This is a genomic window from Streptomyces sp. NPDC002889 (assembly GCF_042888425.1).
Taxonomy (GTDB): Bacteria; Actinomycetota; Actinomycetes; order Streptomycetales; family Streptomycetaceae; genus Streptomyces.
The window spans coordinates 298,253-312,235 of the sequence record NZ_JBIAPT010000002.1; the positions used below are offsets into that span (position 1 = coordinate 298,253).

Below are 13,983 nucleotides of genomic sequence, written 5' to 3' on the forward strand. Positions count from 1 at the left end.
GGCGTTCGTAGCGGCTCAGTGTGACGGCGAGGGCCTGATGGGACTCGTTGAAGTTGTTCCCCACCCCGTGCTCGGGGTGGGGACAAACCTGCTCAGTCGATCCGGCCAACCACAATGCCGACCGCCCAAGTCAGCCGGCCTGGGGAGGGCCATGGGGTAGGCCGTGTGCGGGCGACGGCAGGGGGCGCCGGTGCTGCGGCTGCCGGTCAGGCTGTGTGGTTGTCCGTACGGGTAGCGATTCGCCCGGCTGCTTTGAGCCGGGACAGACGGTGGTGTTCCCGGGCGGCCCACCGTCGGACCCGCTCGGGTTCCAGCGCGGTGCCGTGTCCGACGTGGAGTCTGGTGGGGTTGAGGGCGAGCATCTTCCGCAGGCTGGCGAGGTTGTGCAATGGGTCGTCGTGGAAGGGAGGGTTGGCCGGGCGGCCCGGGATGAGGCCCATGAAGGAGTTGGCGACCAGGTCGCCGGCGACGAGGTCTCCTTGGTCGGTAAGCACGGAGATCGACCCGGCGGTGTGTCCGGGGGTGGGCATGATGCGCGCTGCGATCCCGAAATCCTCCAGGGCCGTCTCACCGCGGACAAGTACGTCGGGTTCGAGCGGTTCGGCCTGGACGTGCAGATTCTTGTTCCTGGCCATGAGGCGGCCCATCGGGCCGGTGGGCAGGTATGGTTCGCGGACCCGGCCGGTGCGGAAAGGTCCGAGGTCCGCGATGTGGCCTGCCACCGGTGCCCCGGTCAGGCGGTGCAGTTCGGCGGCGGAGCCGAAGTGGTCGATGTGGCCGTGGGTGATGACGATCAGCGAGATGTCGGTGGGGTCCACGCCGTGCGCGACGACCTGCTCGTAGATCCTTTGCCCGCTTCCGGGCGTCCCGGCGTCGACGATGACGGGCCGTCGGCCCAGCAGCAGGTAGGCGTTGATGCTGTGCCGACCCATGACCGGGATGGGGACGACCTTGGTTGGGGACACAGTTTTCTCCCTGGTGGTGTCGTGGTGTGCCGTTCGTGCGGGCGTGGCTGCGTTCCGCCGGGCGGTGGTGTGCGCGGCGGTGGGCGGTCGGTGGATGCGTAGGGCCTAGCGGAAGCGGCGCCGGTATTCAGCGGGGGTGGTCCCCAGGCGACGCTGGAAGGAACGGTGCAGGGTCTCCACGGAGCCGAGGCCGCTGATGGCGGCGATCTCCGGCAGGCTGCGGTCGCTCTCCTGGAGCAATCGGCGGGCGGCCTCCAGCCGGGCGGACTCGACGTAGGCGGCCGGTGTGGTGGCGGTGCGCTGGCGGAACAGTCGTGAAAAGTGGCGCACGCTCAGATGCAGTCGTGCGGCAAGGGCTTCGGCGGAGAGGTCGTCGGTGAGATGCTCGCCGAGCCACACGCGCAGGTCGTCGATGCGGTCGCCGGTGGCGGTCGGGACGGCGAGCGGGACACTGAACTGGCTCTGGCCGCCGGAGCGTTTGACGTACATGACCATCATCCGGGCGGTGGTCAGGGCGAGATCCTGGCCGTGGTCCTCGGCGACCATCGCCAGCGCCATGTCCATCCCCGATGTGATACCGGCGCAGGTCCACACACGGCCGGCCCGGATGAAGATCGGGTCCGGATCGACGGCGACCCGCGGGTGATCGGCGGCCAACCGCGCGGCCGTGAGCCAGTGCGTCGTGGCGGACACGCCGTCCAGCAGGCCCGCCGCGGCCAGCAGGTGCGCGCCCGCGCAGATCGAGCCCATCCGGTGGGTTCGGGGCGCCGCTTCACGCAGCCAGTCGATGATCCCGCTGTCGAGCACCGGCTCCACACCCTCCTGGCCCACGGTGACCGCGCCCGACACCAGCAGCGTGTCCACGTAGCCGTCCACCTCTTGCAGCGTCAGGTCGGCCATCAGCCGGACGCCACTGGAGGTGACCACCGGTCCGCCGTCGGCCGTCGCGATCCGCACGACGTATCCGGGCTCACCGGCGTCGGCGACCCGTGTGGCGACCGAGAACACCTCGGCCGGACCCGTGACGTCGAGCAGTTCGACGCCGGGGAAGGCCGCGATGACGACTCTGTGCGGTTGGAGCATGCGCTGATCATTCCGCCACGGGCTCGATGGCTGCAATGACGACTTTCTGTCAGATCCGGTCATTGGGCGGCAGCCAGGCGGTGGGACGAGCCCATCGAGCACCGACGCCAAGAACGCCCGTGCCCTCCAGGCCCGCTCGACCGCCGGGGGCGAGGCAACCCGCCACTTCGTTGCAACGTCAACCAGCTGAGGCGAAGAGGAGCAGTGAGGAAAACAATTCGAGATCGGCAGCAGGGCCCAGTGATTCGGATTCGCTCGGCGGGTCATGCTGACGCCGAAAGGCTTGAGCGGTCCGGGGTTCTGCCGGGTGGTGAGGCGAGCTGCGGCCTTGGCCGAGCTGGCTGAGTCCGGCATGGGCGTGATCTGGTCGGGGCCGGGTGCGGAGCGCATCAGCGCTTGGATGTGATCGGCGTCCAGGGACCGGAGCAGGGCATTGCCGTGCGTTGTCGGGCGGTGTGGTTCGACGGGGCGATTCTCATCGATCTGTCGCAGACGACAGGTTGACGACAGATCGATGAGAATCCGACAGATCTGAAGCGGCCCTACACGTTCCGTGACCCGTCAGGCGGGGCGGACGCTGCCGTAGATCGGCATGTAGAAGATGGACTCCTCGCGGACGTTCGCACCCGGCTTGGGCGCGTGGATCATCTTGCCGTCGCCGATGTAGATGCCGACGTGGCTGATGTCGTCGTAGAAGAAGACCAGGTCTCCGGGGAGCAGGTCGCCCGTCGCGACGCGCTCGCCGACCTTCACCTGGTCCCAGGTGGTGCGCGGCAGCTGGACACCGGCCGCCTTCCAGGCCGCCTGGGTCAGGCCCGAGCAGTCGTAGGAGCTGGGGCCGGTCGCGCCCCAGACGTACGGCTTGCCGATCTGGGCGCGGGCGAAGGCCAGGACCTTGTCGGCCTTGGCCGCGTAGCTGCCGTCGGCCGTGCCCGTGCCCGTGCCGGTACCCGTCCCGGCCCCCGCACCCGTGCCCGTGTCGTTCTGCTGCTCCTGCTCCTGCCGCTCGGCCTCCGCCTCGGCGCGGGCCTTGGCCTCCGCCTTGGCCTGCGCCTCGGCCTTGCGGCGCGCCTCCTCTTCCTTCTGGCGCTCGATCTCCGCGAGCCGAGCCTTCTCCTGCGCGGTCAGCGTCGACAGCAGCTCGCGCGCCTCGGCGAGCTTCGACTGGACGGTCTTCTTGCTCGCGCGCAGCGCCTGCTGGGACTCGGTGAGCGACGCGAGGCTCTTCGTCGCCTCCACCCGCTGCTCGGCGGCCGCTGCCCGCTCGGTCTCGTACGCGTCGATCGTCTCGCGCTGCTGGTCCGTCATACGGTCCATCAGCTGGGTCTGGTCGAAGTACGCCTGGGGGCTGTCCGCGAACAGCAGCGCGGCGGTCGGGGTGACCGCGCCCGTGCGGTACTGCGCGGCCGCGTAGTTGCCGAGGGCGCGACGGGACTCGTTCAGCTTGTCCGTGCGCTCGGCCGCGTCGTCGAGCAGCCGGCCGACCTCGCGGCGCTTGTCGTCCGTGGCCTCTTTCGCCTTGTTGTAGGTCTGGGTCGCGGTGCCGGCCTGCCGGTACAGGTCGTCGACCTTCTTCTGCACCTCCTCGATGGAGGGCTTCGGCTCGGCGGGCGTGGCGTTGGCGCTCTGCGTGGACAGGAGAGTGACACCGGCGAGGGCGGCCGTCGTGAACCCGACGGCGGGTGAGGTTTTCGCAGTACGGCTGCGGGGTTTGCGATGCGACGCCAAGGCCGACATCTCCTTCTTCCGTGGACCGCCTACCGGGTTAGCTGCCGGGTTCGGGCGCAACGGAAGACGCCCTACGGGCCGGTGGAACGTGGCCCGATTCACCCCAGTTGTGCGTGTTGGGTCCCCGGTTCCGAACTTCCTTGCGAAAAGCCCGAATTCGGCGCAGGTTGCCCGATGTGACGTGGGTCGCCAGGGGGGTACGGGCCGCCTGGGGGAGCACGCTAGCCAACTCGTGCGGTTGCTGGGAAGGTTGATGTTCGAAATGTCCGATACATTTTCGTGACCTTGCCCGGGGGGTGGGTGGCGCGCGGCCCGGGTAAGCGGCACGACCCTCGCCGGATCCTCCACATTCCGCCGGGGCGTGGTGCCCGGGCCCGTGTGCAGGCCTCCCCCGGGCGTGAGCGTGGGTACGTCACCCCCCGGCCGCCCCGTCCGTACGCCCGGTCGCGTACCGCGCCCGGCAGCGGATACCGGCCGGATCCGGATGGCGGCCACGTCTGTCGGTGCGGCCGCCTAGACTCGTAGAGCGATGAGCAGCCTCTTTGACGACAGCTTCCTGGCAGACCTCCAGCCCCAGGCGGAGGAGCACCCGCCGCCCCCCGAGGACGCGGCCCCGGAGCCGGTTCCGGACGACCTCTTCGAGGGTGCCTTCGACGTGCCCCCGGCCCGGGACGGGTACTACCGCGACGGCGCCCCGCGCCCCGTCCTGGACCCGTCCGCCCTGCTGGAGGGGCTGAACGAACAACAGGGTGCCGCCGTCGTGCACACGGGCTCCCCGCTGCTGATCGTCGCCGGAGCCGGCTCCGGCAAGACCCGGGTGCTGACCCACCGGATCGCGCATCTGCTGGGGACGCGCAGCGTCCACCCCGGCCAGATACTGGCGATCACCTTCACCAACAAGGCCGCCGGCGAGATGAAGGAGCGCGTCGAGCAGCTCGTCGGCCCGCGCGCCAACGCCATGTGGGTCATGACGTTCCACAGCGCGTGCGTCCGCATCCTGCGCCGCGAGTCCAAGAAGCTGGGCTTCACCTCGTCGTTCTCGATCTACGACGCGGCGGACTCCAAGCGGCTCATGGCCCTGGTCTGCCGTGACCTCGACCTGGACCCGAAGAAGTTCCCGCCGAAGTCCTTCAGCGCCAAGATCTCGAACCTGAAGAACGAGCTGATCGACGAGGAGACCTTCGCGGACCGGGCTGCCGACGGTTTCGAGAAGACGCTCGCCGAGGCGTACCGGATGTACCAGGCACGGCTGCGCGAGGCCAATGCCCTGGACTTCGACGACATCATCATGACCACCGTCCACCTGCTGCAGGCGTTCCCGGATGTCGCCGAGCACTACCGGCGACGGTTCCGCCACGTCCTGGTGGACGAGTACCAGGACACCAACCACGCTCAGTACACGCTCGTACGCGAACTGGTGGGCAGCGGGTACGAGGACCTGGCGCCGGCCGAGCTGTGCGTCGTCGGCGACGCCGACCAGTCGATCTACGCCTTCCGGGGCGCGACCATCCGCAACATCCTCCAGTTCGAGGAGGACTACCCGGACGCGACCACGATCCTGCTGGAGCAGAACTACCGCTCCACCCAGACGATCCTCTCCGCGGCCAATGCCGTCATCGAGCGCAACGAGAGCCGCCGCCCCAAGAACCTGTGGACGAACGCCGGAGCAGGGGCCCAGATCACCGGCTATGTCGCGGACACCGAGCACGACGAGGCCCAGTTCGTCGCCGACGAGATCGACCGGCTCACCGACGCCGGCGACGCCAAGGCGGGCGACGTCGCCGTCTTCTACCGGACCAACGCCCAGTCCCGAGTCTTCGAAGAGATCTTCATCCGCGTCGGCCTGCCGTACAAGGTCGTCGGAGGAGTGCGCTTCTACGAGCGCAAGGAGGTCCGGGACGTGCTCGCGTATCTGCGTGTCCTGGCCAACCCCGAGGACAACGTGCCGCTGCGCCGCATCCTCAACGTGCCCAAGCGGGGCATCGGCGAGCGCGCCGAGGCGATGGTCGACGCCCTCGCGCTCCGCGAGAAGATCACCTTCCCGCAGGCGCTGCGGCGCGTGGACGAGGCATACGGCATGGCGGCCCGTTCGGCCAACGCCGTCAAGCGGTTCAACGTGCTGATGGAGGAGCTGCGTACGGTCGTCGAGTCCGGTGCCGGACCCGCCACCGTCCTCGAGGCCGTCCTGGAGCGCACGGGCTATCTCGCCGAGCTGCAGGCATCCACCGACCCGCAGGACGAGACCCGTATCGAGAACCTCCAGGAACTGGCCGCCGTGGCGCTCGAGTTCGAGCAGGAGCGGGGGCAGGAGGAAGGCTCGGGCACGCTCGCCGAGTTCCTCGAGAAGGTGGCGCTCGTCGCCGACTCCGACCAGATCCCGGACGAGGACGAGGAGGGCTCGGGCGTCATCACGCTGATGACGCTGCACACCGCCAAGGGGCTCGAGTTCCCCGTCGTGTTCCTGACCGGTATGGAGGACGGCGTCTTCCCGCACATGCGGGCGCTGGGCCAGGCCAAGGAGCTGGAGGAGGAGCGCAGACTGGCGTACGTCGGCATCACGCGCGCCCGCGAGCGCCTGTACCTGACGCGCTCGTCGATGCGCAGCGCCTGGGGGCAGCCCTCGTACAACCCGCCTTCGCGCTTCCTCGAGGAGATCCCCGGAGCGCACCTGGACTGGAAGCGTACGGGTCCGATGGCCGCGCCCGCCGGTCCGACGTCGGGTATCGCCTCGTCGCTGTCGTCCACGCGCTCGCGCGGGGGCGCCTCGGGGTTCGCCACGCGACGTACGACCGACAAGCCGGTGATCTCGCTGGTGGTGGGCGACCGGGTCACGCACGACCAGTTCGGTCTGGGGACCGTGGTGGCGGTGACGGGGTCGGGCGCCGACGCGCAGGCGACGATCGACTTCGGGGACACCAAGCCGAAGCGACTGCTGCTGCGCTACGCGCCGGTGCAGAAACTCTGAGGGAGCGGGGCCGGCCGCCGGGGCGGCCCCCGGTGGTCGGACGGTCGTGTCTGCATCCGGTTCAGGGACCGGACGGTCCGGCTACGTCGGGTTCAGGCCGTGCGAGCGGAGCCACGGCAGCGGGTCTATCGCCGAGCCGCCACCTGGCCGGACCTCGAAGTGCAGGTGCGGACCGGTGGAGTTGCCCGAGTTGCCCGAGTAGGCGATGACATCGCCCGCCTTGACCGACCCTGAGCGGATCTTGGTGGTGCTGAGGTGGCAGTACCAGGTCTCGGTGCCGTCGGCGGCGGTCACGATCGCCATGTTGCCGTAGGCGCTGTTCCACTGGGTGCGCACGGTGCCGTCGGTGGCGGCCAAAACCTCGGTGCCGTACTGGACAGGGAAGTCGATACCCGTGTGCAACGACATCCAGTTGACACCGGACTGGCCGTAGTAGGCGCTGAGGCCGTCCTGCTTCACCGGCAGGACGAACTTGGGGCGCAGTGCCTCGCGTCGCGCCGCCTCTGCCTCGCGTTTCTTCTTCTCCGCCTCCTGACGCGCCTTGAGATCGAGGCGTTCCTGGGTGCGCGAGGCGCGGTCGCCGAAGTCGCGGGCGTCGGCGCTGAGCGCGGCGAGCTGCGTATCCATCTTGCTGTTCGCGGCGATCGGCTTCACGGAATCCGGTTCGGCGGCCGACAGATTGGCGGTCTCGTCCTTGGCCTCGGCGCCGTTGAGGTTGCCGACGGACGCGGCGGCGATACCGGCGACGCCCATCACGCAGGCGGAGGGCACGGCAACGGTCAGCAGGGCCGAGCGTTTGGCGGGCGTACGGCGCCGGCCGCGGCTGCCGCCGGAGCGACGGACCGGGCGGGGCGTGATCGACGCGGAGGGTACGGCGGCGACCATCGTCCGGGTGAGGGCGTCGTGTTCGTCCTCTGCCTCGGAATCCGGCTCGGTGCCGGACTCGGCGGCATCCTCGGCTTCGTACGTGTACTCGTAGTCGTACTCGGCTGCCGCTTCCGGTTCGGACTCCGGCGCGGCTTCGGCCTGGAAGTCGGTGTCCTGGAGGTCGGGGTCCTGGAACTCCGTGCTCTGGAACTCGGCCGTGGCGTCGTAGCCCGACTCGTAACCGGCGTCGTAGCCCGCCTCGGGGCCGGTCGCCCCGTAGCTGTCGGTTTCGTAACCGGCCGCCTCGTAGCCGTTGGCCCCATAGCCGGTGGTGTCGTAGCCGACGACCGGGACGAACTCCTGCTCCGGCGTGAACTGTTGCGGGACGAAAGCCTCTGCCGTGCCGGTCGTGCCCGTGGCAGCGCCGGAGTTCCACACGGTGGCGTCGTAGGCGCCGGTGTCGTAGCCCGGCGTCGCCCAGTGGCCGGTGGTGTCGTAGGCGAAGGTGGCCGCGGCCGTCTCGTACTGGCCGGTGTGCGCGCTCTGGTTCCAGGCGTTCGCGTCCCACTGGCCGGTGGCGTCGTACTGCTGGTCGTACTGCGGCTGTTGGGCCTGCTCCGCCGTCGCGTAGGCCTCGTAGCCGGTGGTGGGCTGCGACCCGGTGCTCCACTGGGTCGAGTCGTACTGGCCGCTGTGGCCCTCTTCGTAACTGCCCGGAAGGGCGCCGAAGAGCGGGTCGGAGTCGAAGCTGCCGGTGGCGTAGCCGGTGTATCCGGCGTGGGTGTGCTGGTCGTTCACCAACTTCTCTCTCGCCTCGGCAGCAGAACCAGTGCCCGGGGCCGCCTGATGACGGGGCCCAGGGGGAAGCAGTGGCGCGACTGTACCCGGCGGTACGCGACGGCGACAATCTTCGGCGGCATCCGGGCAAGCAGGAAACGGGCATTCGGCCGTCTTTCGGCGGTCTGCGGCACAGCTTTGGCTCTACGTTCGATGAGTGTTCGATGTTTGGACGTCTGCCGGGCAAGGGCGGTCAGGCGACGGAGGCAGCCCCAGGAGCGCCCGTGGCCGACTCTCCGGAGTCGAGGGCCTGGCGGATGCGGGTCGCGACGGCGGGGTGGACCGGCAGGGCGAGGTGTCCGATTCCGCTCACCCGCACGTTCTCCACGATGAGGTCCGGGTGGTCGATGCAGGCTGTCTCGATCGGGGCCATGATCTGGTCGAGATCGCTCCAGAAGCTCACAAATCTGGTGCGGCACCCGGGGGCCGGCCTGCGCAGCTCCTCGATCACCGGGGAGTCGGGCCGCATCTGCCGGACGATCGGATGCGCGCCGGCGAGGGGCGCGACGGTGGTGCCGGAGTGCGGGGTGCCGAGGGTGACGAGGGTGCGCACGTGCTGGTCGCCGCCGAGGCGCTGCACGTAGTAGCGGGCGATCAGACCGCCGAGGCTGTGCCCGACGATGTCGACCTCGCTGTGGCCGGTACGGGTGCAGATCTCCTCCACATGGCGGCCGAGCAGCTCGGCCGCGGTGCGGACGTCGCGGATGAGCGGGGAGTAGTTGAGGCACTCGACGTGGCGTCGGTCCGGACCGGCCAGGGAGCGGCGGAGCAGGACGAAGACGGAGCGGTTGTCGATGAAGCCGTGGAGGAGGACGACGGGGACGGCCGTGGGCGTGCTCGGCAGCCGGGCGGGTCCGGCCCCGGATCCCGTTTCCGCGGGAAGCGGGCCCTTCCGGCGGGCTGCGGCGCGGGCAGGGCGCTCGGGGGTGAGGCCGGAAGGGTAAAGGATCAGGTGCGCGGCGAGAATCGCCAGCTCAAGGGCGGTGGCGCGCAGGAGGGCGGTCGAGAGTCGAAGGTTGCACGGCAAGACGTTGAGCGCTGGAACGTTGAAGGGCAGAACCTTCATGGCCGACCTCCCGAACGGCACACGGAGGACGGCTCCGTCCCCCGTGTGCCCTCATGGGGTGCTTGAGAGGTCGACGGCGGTGCCGCACCACCGTGCCGTGCGGCTGTCGGCGCGGTGGTACGACACCTGGAGTGGACCCGTGGCGGCTCCCCTGCGCGACCGTCCCTGCGGGCGTGTGCGACGCCTGATGCCGGTACGACGCGCTTCGAAAATGTCCCAGGTGTGATTTCCCCCTCGCCGACCTCCGCGAAACGGTGGGTTGCGCGATGCTGGACTTCTGGAGATAACGTTCGTTCACTCTCCGCGTCTGCCCACTGGCGGCGCAGTCGGTATGTCGGTATGTGGAGGCAGTGATGGGTGTGACCGGTCCGATCCGCGTGGTGGTGGCCAAGCCGGGTCTCGACGGCCACGATCGCGGCGCCAAGGTGATCGCGCGTGCGCTGCGTGACGCAGGTATGGAGGTCATCTACACGGGGCTCCACCAGACTCCCGAGCAGATCGTGGACACGGCGATCCAGGAGGACGCCGACGCGATCGGCCTCTCGATCCTCTCCGGGGCGCACAACACGCTCTTCGCCAAGGTCATCGAGCTCCTGAAGGAACGCGACGCGGAGGACATCAAGGTCTTCGGCGGCGGCATCATCCCGGAGGCGGACATCGCGCCGCTGAAGGAGAAGGGTGTCGCGGAGATCTTCACCCCGGGGGCGACGACGGCGTCGATCGTTGACTGGGTCAACGCAAACGTCCGTGAGCCGGCCGGAGCGTAGCCCTCGAGCGCGCGGCATATCCGGGTCGGCCCCGCCCGTGTCCGCGGATGCCCTCGGGCGCGCGTTTTCCCGGGCGTGTCCTGGTCGGGGTGCGTGGCGCCCTCGGGGGCGCGCCTCTCCGGCGTGGCCGGGTCCGTCCCGGACACGACCCCGGCCCGGGCCATATGGCCCGGGCCCGCCCCACCCGGTTCGTGTGGCGGACCCCCGTGCCGCGCACCCACCACCTAGGGAAGCTGTGCCCGTCCCTCGGAACGGCCACCGTCCCGCGGCCGCCCACCCACTTGAGGGGGACGGGGTCGCAGGAGAGGGGTGCCCTGACGCGAAGCGGCGCAACTCGCGCGTAGCGCGGTGAGGAATGCAGTCCGGTACCCCGCTCCGGAGACCACGGCGCCCGACCCGAAACCGGACAGGCGCTCCAGGGGGGCGCACCACGCGGCGCAGCTCGCGCGTAGCGCGGTGAGGAATGCAGTCCGGGTGCCCCGCTCCGGAGGCCACGGCCCCCGCACCCACCCACCTGCAACCGCACGCGCCCCCGGAACGCGCACCGCACCGCATCCCGGGGGCGCCACGCCCGGGCGCGCCACGTCCCGGTCTCAGTCCCGTCGCGACAGCTCCGTGTGCATCGTCGCGCGGAGCGTCAGCGTGGAGACCAGGCGCTGGAACGCCTCCGACCAGTAACCGCCCGCTCCCGGTGACGCGTCCTCCGGTTCGTCGGGGGTGGCCGTCAGGGCCTCCAGGCGGTGGGCCTCGGCCGGGTCCAGGCAGCGTTCCGCCAGGCCCATCACGCCGCTGAAGCTCCAGGGGTAGCTGCCCGCATCGCGCGCGATGTCGAGGGCATCGACCACCGAGCGGCCCAGTGGCTCAGCCCAGGGAACCGCGCAGACGCCGAGGAGCTGGAACGCCTCCGACAGCCCGTGCGCCGCGATGAACTCCGCGACCCAGGATGCCCGTTCGCCCGCCGGCAGCGTCGCGAGCAGCTTGGACCGCTCGGCCAGGGACGTCGTGCCGGGGCCCGTCGCCGGGGGCGTGGAGGGTGGGCCGAGCAGGGCGCGGGACCAGGCGGCGTCGCGCTGACGCACCGCAGCCCGGCACCACGCGGCGTGCAGCTCGTCGTCCCAGTCGTCGGCCACCGGCAGCGCGACGATCTCCTCGGGCGGGCGGCCGCCGAGCCGGTCGGGCCAGACGGACAGCGGAGCCGACTCCACCAACTGGCCGAGCCACCAGGATCGTTCGCCCCGACCTGACGGCGGCGCCGGCACCACACCGTCGCGCTGCATGTCCGCATCGCATTCGTGCGGCGCCTCCACGGTGATCTCAGCGCCCCCGTCGCCGCCGTGGTCCAGGGCGACGCAGGACGCCGCCCGCGCCGCCATCCGCCCGGCGAGCGCCGAACCCGGCAGGGCGGAGAGCAGCTCCGCCGCCGTGGCGCGCACGTTGCGGCTGCGGTCGGACAGGGCCTGCTCCAGGAAGGTCTCGTCCGCGTCGGACAGCCCCGCGCGCAGCGAGTCGAGGAACATCAGCCGGTCCTCCGCGCGCTCCGTGGCCCATGTCGCGCTCAGCAGCGACAGCGCGGCGCCCGCATCGTGTGCCCGTACGGCCGTCAGCAGGGCGACCCGTTCGGCGAACAGGCCCTCCTGCCACAGCCTCTCCACACCCTCCGTGTCGCCCGTGTCGGGCAGTGCGGAGCCGGCGGATCCGCCGCGCAGGGCGAACTTCCACTCCGGATTGAGCCGGGCGAGCCACAGCCCGCGGACCCCGGCGAAGGCGAGGGCCTGGGGCCGCAGATCCGTACGCGCCCGGGCGGCGTCGAGCAGTGCGGGCAGGAGCGGCGGCGGTGCCTGGAAACCGCGCTCGTTGGCGGCGGCCAGCCACTGGGGGAGCAGCTCGGTCAGATCCGGGGCGGTGCCCCGCCGGCCGCCGCCCGAGGGCACGGACCGGTCGGCCAGCAACTGGGCCAGCCGCCGCCGGGCGGGCGCGGGCAGCGCCGGGCGCCCGTCGTGCGGGGCGGCCTCCGGCCGGGCCGCGGCCACCGCCGGCTCCAGACCCGCCCTGCGCCGTACGGTGTGCAGCGCGGCGGCGTCGAGAAGCGCGACCGGGGCGTCCTTGCCCGGTGGCATCAGGTCGGGGGACGGCGTACGGCGGTCGGTGCCGAGAAGGGCCGCGGTGACGAGCTCCTCCCACGCCGATGTGCTCGTGGTGCTGTCGGCCATGAGGACTCCCTCACTGGTCATTGGGCCTCCTTCAGATGAGCGGGACGGTCTCGGAGCCGTCCCCCGGCCAGGCCGTGAGCGGCGCAAAGCCCTGGTGGCCGAACTCGCCGAAGACTGTGACGGGGTGGCCGCCGGAGAGCGCCACGAGCTTCCACAGCCCGGGACGGGAGAGCGTCGCGGGAGCCATGGGCAGCGCGGACCTGCCGTCCGCGTCGGCCAGTTGCCATCCGTCCTCGTGCGGGACGGGTATGACGCCTTGCAGCGTCACCGGCCAGGAGTCCAGCCACGGGTCGTCGCGCAGAGCCCGGCCGTACGCCTCGACGGCCGACGCGGCCGACCCGCCCGGTGGCGCCCCGCCCATCGGGACGGGCCCGCCGAACGGCGTGCCCAGGTCCGCCCGCAGCTGCCCCGCGCCCCCGTACGGCACGACCTCCGCGTCGATCATCAGCCCCACCGGCAGGGCCTGTTGCGGTGAGCGGCCCGCGGCTCCGAAGGACAGCAGCAGCGCGGTGCGGCCCGTCTCCCGTCCGTACAGCCAGATGCGGCGGGTGGTGATTCTGCCGTCCGCGGAGTCGTACTGGGCCAGGATCAGCCAGTGGTCGCGCACCGGCGGGCCGTCGGCGGGTGCCGTGAGTCCCACTCTCGTCCGCACCGTCGCGGCCAGCGGCTCCGGCAGCCGCTCACGGCCCAGCCATGCCGAGTCCAGCAGATGGATCAGCGCGCACTCCTCCAGCAGGCGCACCGGCCAGCCCGGCCCCGAGCCGGGGATCGCACCCAACTCGCGGACCCGGCCCGCCAGTCCCGGCGCCTGAGCGTCGACCATGCGAGCCGCGGTCTCCTCCCACAGTCCGTAACCCGACTGCTCGGCCGCGGCCAGGCCGCCGCGCAGCAGATCGGACAGCCGCTGCTCCAGCTCGGTCGCGCCGGCGGTGATCCGCCCTGCCCGCTGCTCGGCGCGGCGCCGGACCGCTTGTGGATCGGTGCTCCTCGCGGCCCCTCCCGCGCCCGCGCCGCTCTGTTCCGTGGCCTCCGTGCGCTTTCTGCGTCCTGCCAGCCACTCCTCGGCCCACTCGGGAACCGCCGAGTCCTGCACGGTCTGTACGGCCTGATCGTCCGCCGCCCACAGCAGCAGCAGTCCCAGCGCGTGTTTGCACGGGAACTTCCGGCTCGGGCAACTGCACTTGTACGCGGGGCCCGCGGTGTCCACCACCGTTTGGTAGGGCTTGCTGCCGCTCCCCTTGCACAGGCCCCACACCGCCCCCGAGCCGGTGCTGCCCGCGCCCGACCACGGCCCGGCCGCGCCGAGTTTGTTCCCCGCTTTGCGTGACGCGTCGTCAGGAGCCAGTGCCAGCACCTGTTCCGACGTCCAGCGCACCCCCAGCTGATTCATGACCACGACGCTACGGCCCGCCACTGACAACGCCCTTGACCTGCGCCTTTACGGTCGGCCGGGGTGATTGTCAGTGGCATGGTGCACCGTGGATCACACATCGGG

General features: G+C 71.0%; 9 protein-coding genes and 1 riboswitch. Of the genes, 2 read left to right on the top strand and 7 right to left on the bottom strand.

Translation table 11 applies throughout. The annotated features are described in order from the left end of the window. Positions 1 to 206: 206 nt before the first annotated feature. The 3 genes from ACFYWI_RS04235 to ACFYWI_RS04245 all read right to left on the bottom strand — a co-directional run bounded on the left by ACFYWI_RS04235 (position 207) and on the right by ACFYWI_RS04245 (position 3,785). Positions 207 to 965, bottom strand: coding sequence for an MBL fold metallo-hydrolase (locus ACFYWI_RS04235; RefSeq protein WP_389224924.1), 759 nt, complete (start codon positions 963 to 965; stop codon positions 207 to 209). Positions 966 to 1,070: 105 nt separating this feature from the next. Next, positions 1,071 to 2,048 carry a GlxA family transcriptional regulator gene (locus ACFYWI_RS04240; RefSeq protein WP_389224926.1) on the bottom strand — a complete coding sequence of 326 codons (978 nt, stop codon included), beginning with the start codon at positions 2,046 to 2,048 and terminating at the stop codon, positions 1,071 to 1,073. A 561-nt stretch (positions 2,049 to 2,609) separates the two neighbouring features. Next, positions 2,610 to 3,785, bottom strand: coding sequence for an NlpC/P60 family protein (locus ACFYWI_RS04245; RefSeq protein ID WP_389224928.1), 1,176 nt, complete (start codon positions 3,783 to 3,785; stop codon positions 2,610 to 2,612). Positions 3,786 to 3,787: 2 nt separating this feature from the next. Continuing rightward, a riboswitch (cyclic di-AMP (ydaO/yuaA leader) is annotated at positions 3,788 to 3,949 on the bottom strand. 356 nt (positions 3,950 to 4,305) lie between these two features. Here ACFYWI_RS04245 and pcrA point away from each other — a divergent pair. Continuing rightward, on the top strand, positions 4,306 to 6,741 hold the full coding sequence (pcrA, locus tag ACFYWI_RS04250; RefSeq protein ID WP_389224930.1) for a DNA helicase PcrA: 2,436 nt from the start codon (positions 4,306 to 4,308) through the stop codon (positions 6,739 to 6,741). An 81-nt stretch (positions 6,742 to 6,822) separates the two neighbouring features. Here the strand turns inward: pcrA and ACFYWI_RS04255 are convergent, their stop codons facing one another. Next, positions 6,823 to 8,406, bottom strand: coding sequence for a peptidoglycan DD-metalloendopeptidase family protein (locus tag ACFYWI_RS04255; RefSeq protein WP_389224932.1), 1,584 nt, complete (start codon positions 8,404 to 8,406; stop codon positions 6,823 to 6,825). Between the two features lie 232 nt (positions 8,407 to 8,638). Further along, positions 8,639 to 9,511 carry an esterase/lipase family protein gene (locus tag ACFYWI_RS04260; protein ID WP_389224934.1) on the bottom strand — a complete coding sequence of 291 codons (873 nt, stop codon included), beginning with the start codon at positions 9,509 to 9,511 and terminating at the stop codon, positions 8,639 to 8,641. A 353-nt stretch (positions 9,512 to 9,864) separates the two neighbouring features. Here ACFYWI_RS04260 and ACFYWI_RS04265 point away from each other — a divergent pair, with 353 nt between their 5' ends. Beyond that, entirely contained in the window at positions 9,865 to 10,278 is a 414-nt protein-coding gene (locus tag ACFYWI_RS04265; RefSeq protein WP_389224936.1) for a cobalamin B12-binding domain-containing protein, read from the top strand. A 593-nt stretch (positions 10,279 to 10,871) separates the two neighbouring features. On the opposite strand, the gene ACFYWI_RS04270 is transcribed toward ACFYWI_RS04265, so the two are convergent. Together ACFYWI_RS04270 and ACFYWI_RS04275 are read right to left on the bottom strand one after the other, a co-directional pair. Next, on the bottom strand, positions 10,872 to 12,509 hold the full coding sequence (locus ACFYWI_RS04270) for a DUF5691 domain-containing protein (protein ID WP_389224938.1): 1,638 nt from the start codon (positions 12,507 to 12,509) through the stop codon (positions 10,872 to 10,874). 10 nt (positions 12,510 to 12,519) lie between these two features. Next, the gene (locus ACFYWI_RS04275; RefSeq protein WP_389224940.1) at positions 12,520 to 13,878 is read right to left on the bottom strand and encodes an SWIM zinc finger family protein; all 1,359 of its coding nucleotides are present in this window, start codon (positions 13,876 to 13,878) and stop codon (positions 12,520 to 12,522) included. Positions 13,879 to 13,983: the final 105 nt, after the last annotated feature.

Excerpts from the sequence above, each read along its gene's own strand:
- ACFYWI_RS04240 (WP_389224926.1), bottom strand. The coding sequence starts at position 2,048 with ATGCTCCAACCGCACAGAGTCGTCATCGCGGCCTTCCCCGGCGTCGAA.
- ACFYWI_RS04245 (WP_389224928.1), bottom strand. The coding sequence starts at position 3,785 with ATGTCGGCCTTGGCGTCGCATCGCAAACCCCGCAGCCGTACTGCGAAA.
- pcrA (WP_389224930.1), top strand. The coding sequence starts at position 4,306 with ATGAGCAGCCTCTTTGACGACAGCTTCCTGGCAGACCTCCAGCCCCAG.
- ACFYWI_RS04260 (WP_389224934.1), bottom strand. The coding sequence starts at position 9,511 with ATGAAGGTTCTGCCCTTCAACGTTCCAGCGCTCAACGTCTTGCCGTGC.
- ACFYWI_RS04265 (WP_389224936.1), top strand. The coding sequence starts at position 9,865 with ATGGGTGTGACCGGTCCGATCCGCGTGGTGGTGGCCAAGCCGGGTCTC.
- ACFYWI_RS04270 (WP_389224938.1), bottom strand. The coding sequence starts at position 12,509 with ATGACCAGTGAGGGAGTCCTCATGGCCGACAGCACCACGAGCACATCG.
- ACFYWI_RS04275 (WP_389224940.1), bottom strand. The coding sequence starts at position 13,878 with ATGAATCAGCTGGGGGTGCGCTGGACGTCGGAACAGGTGCTGGCACTG.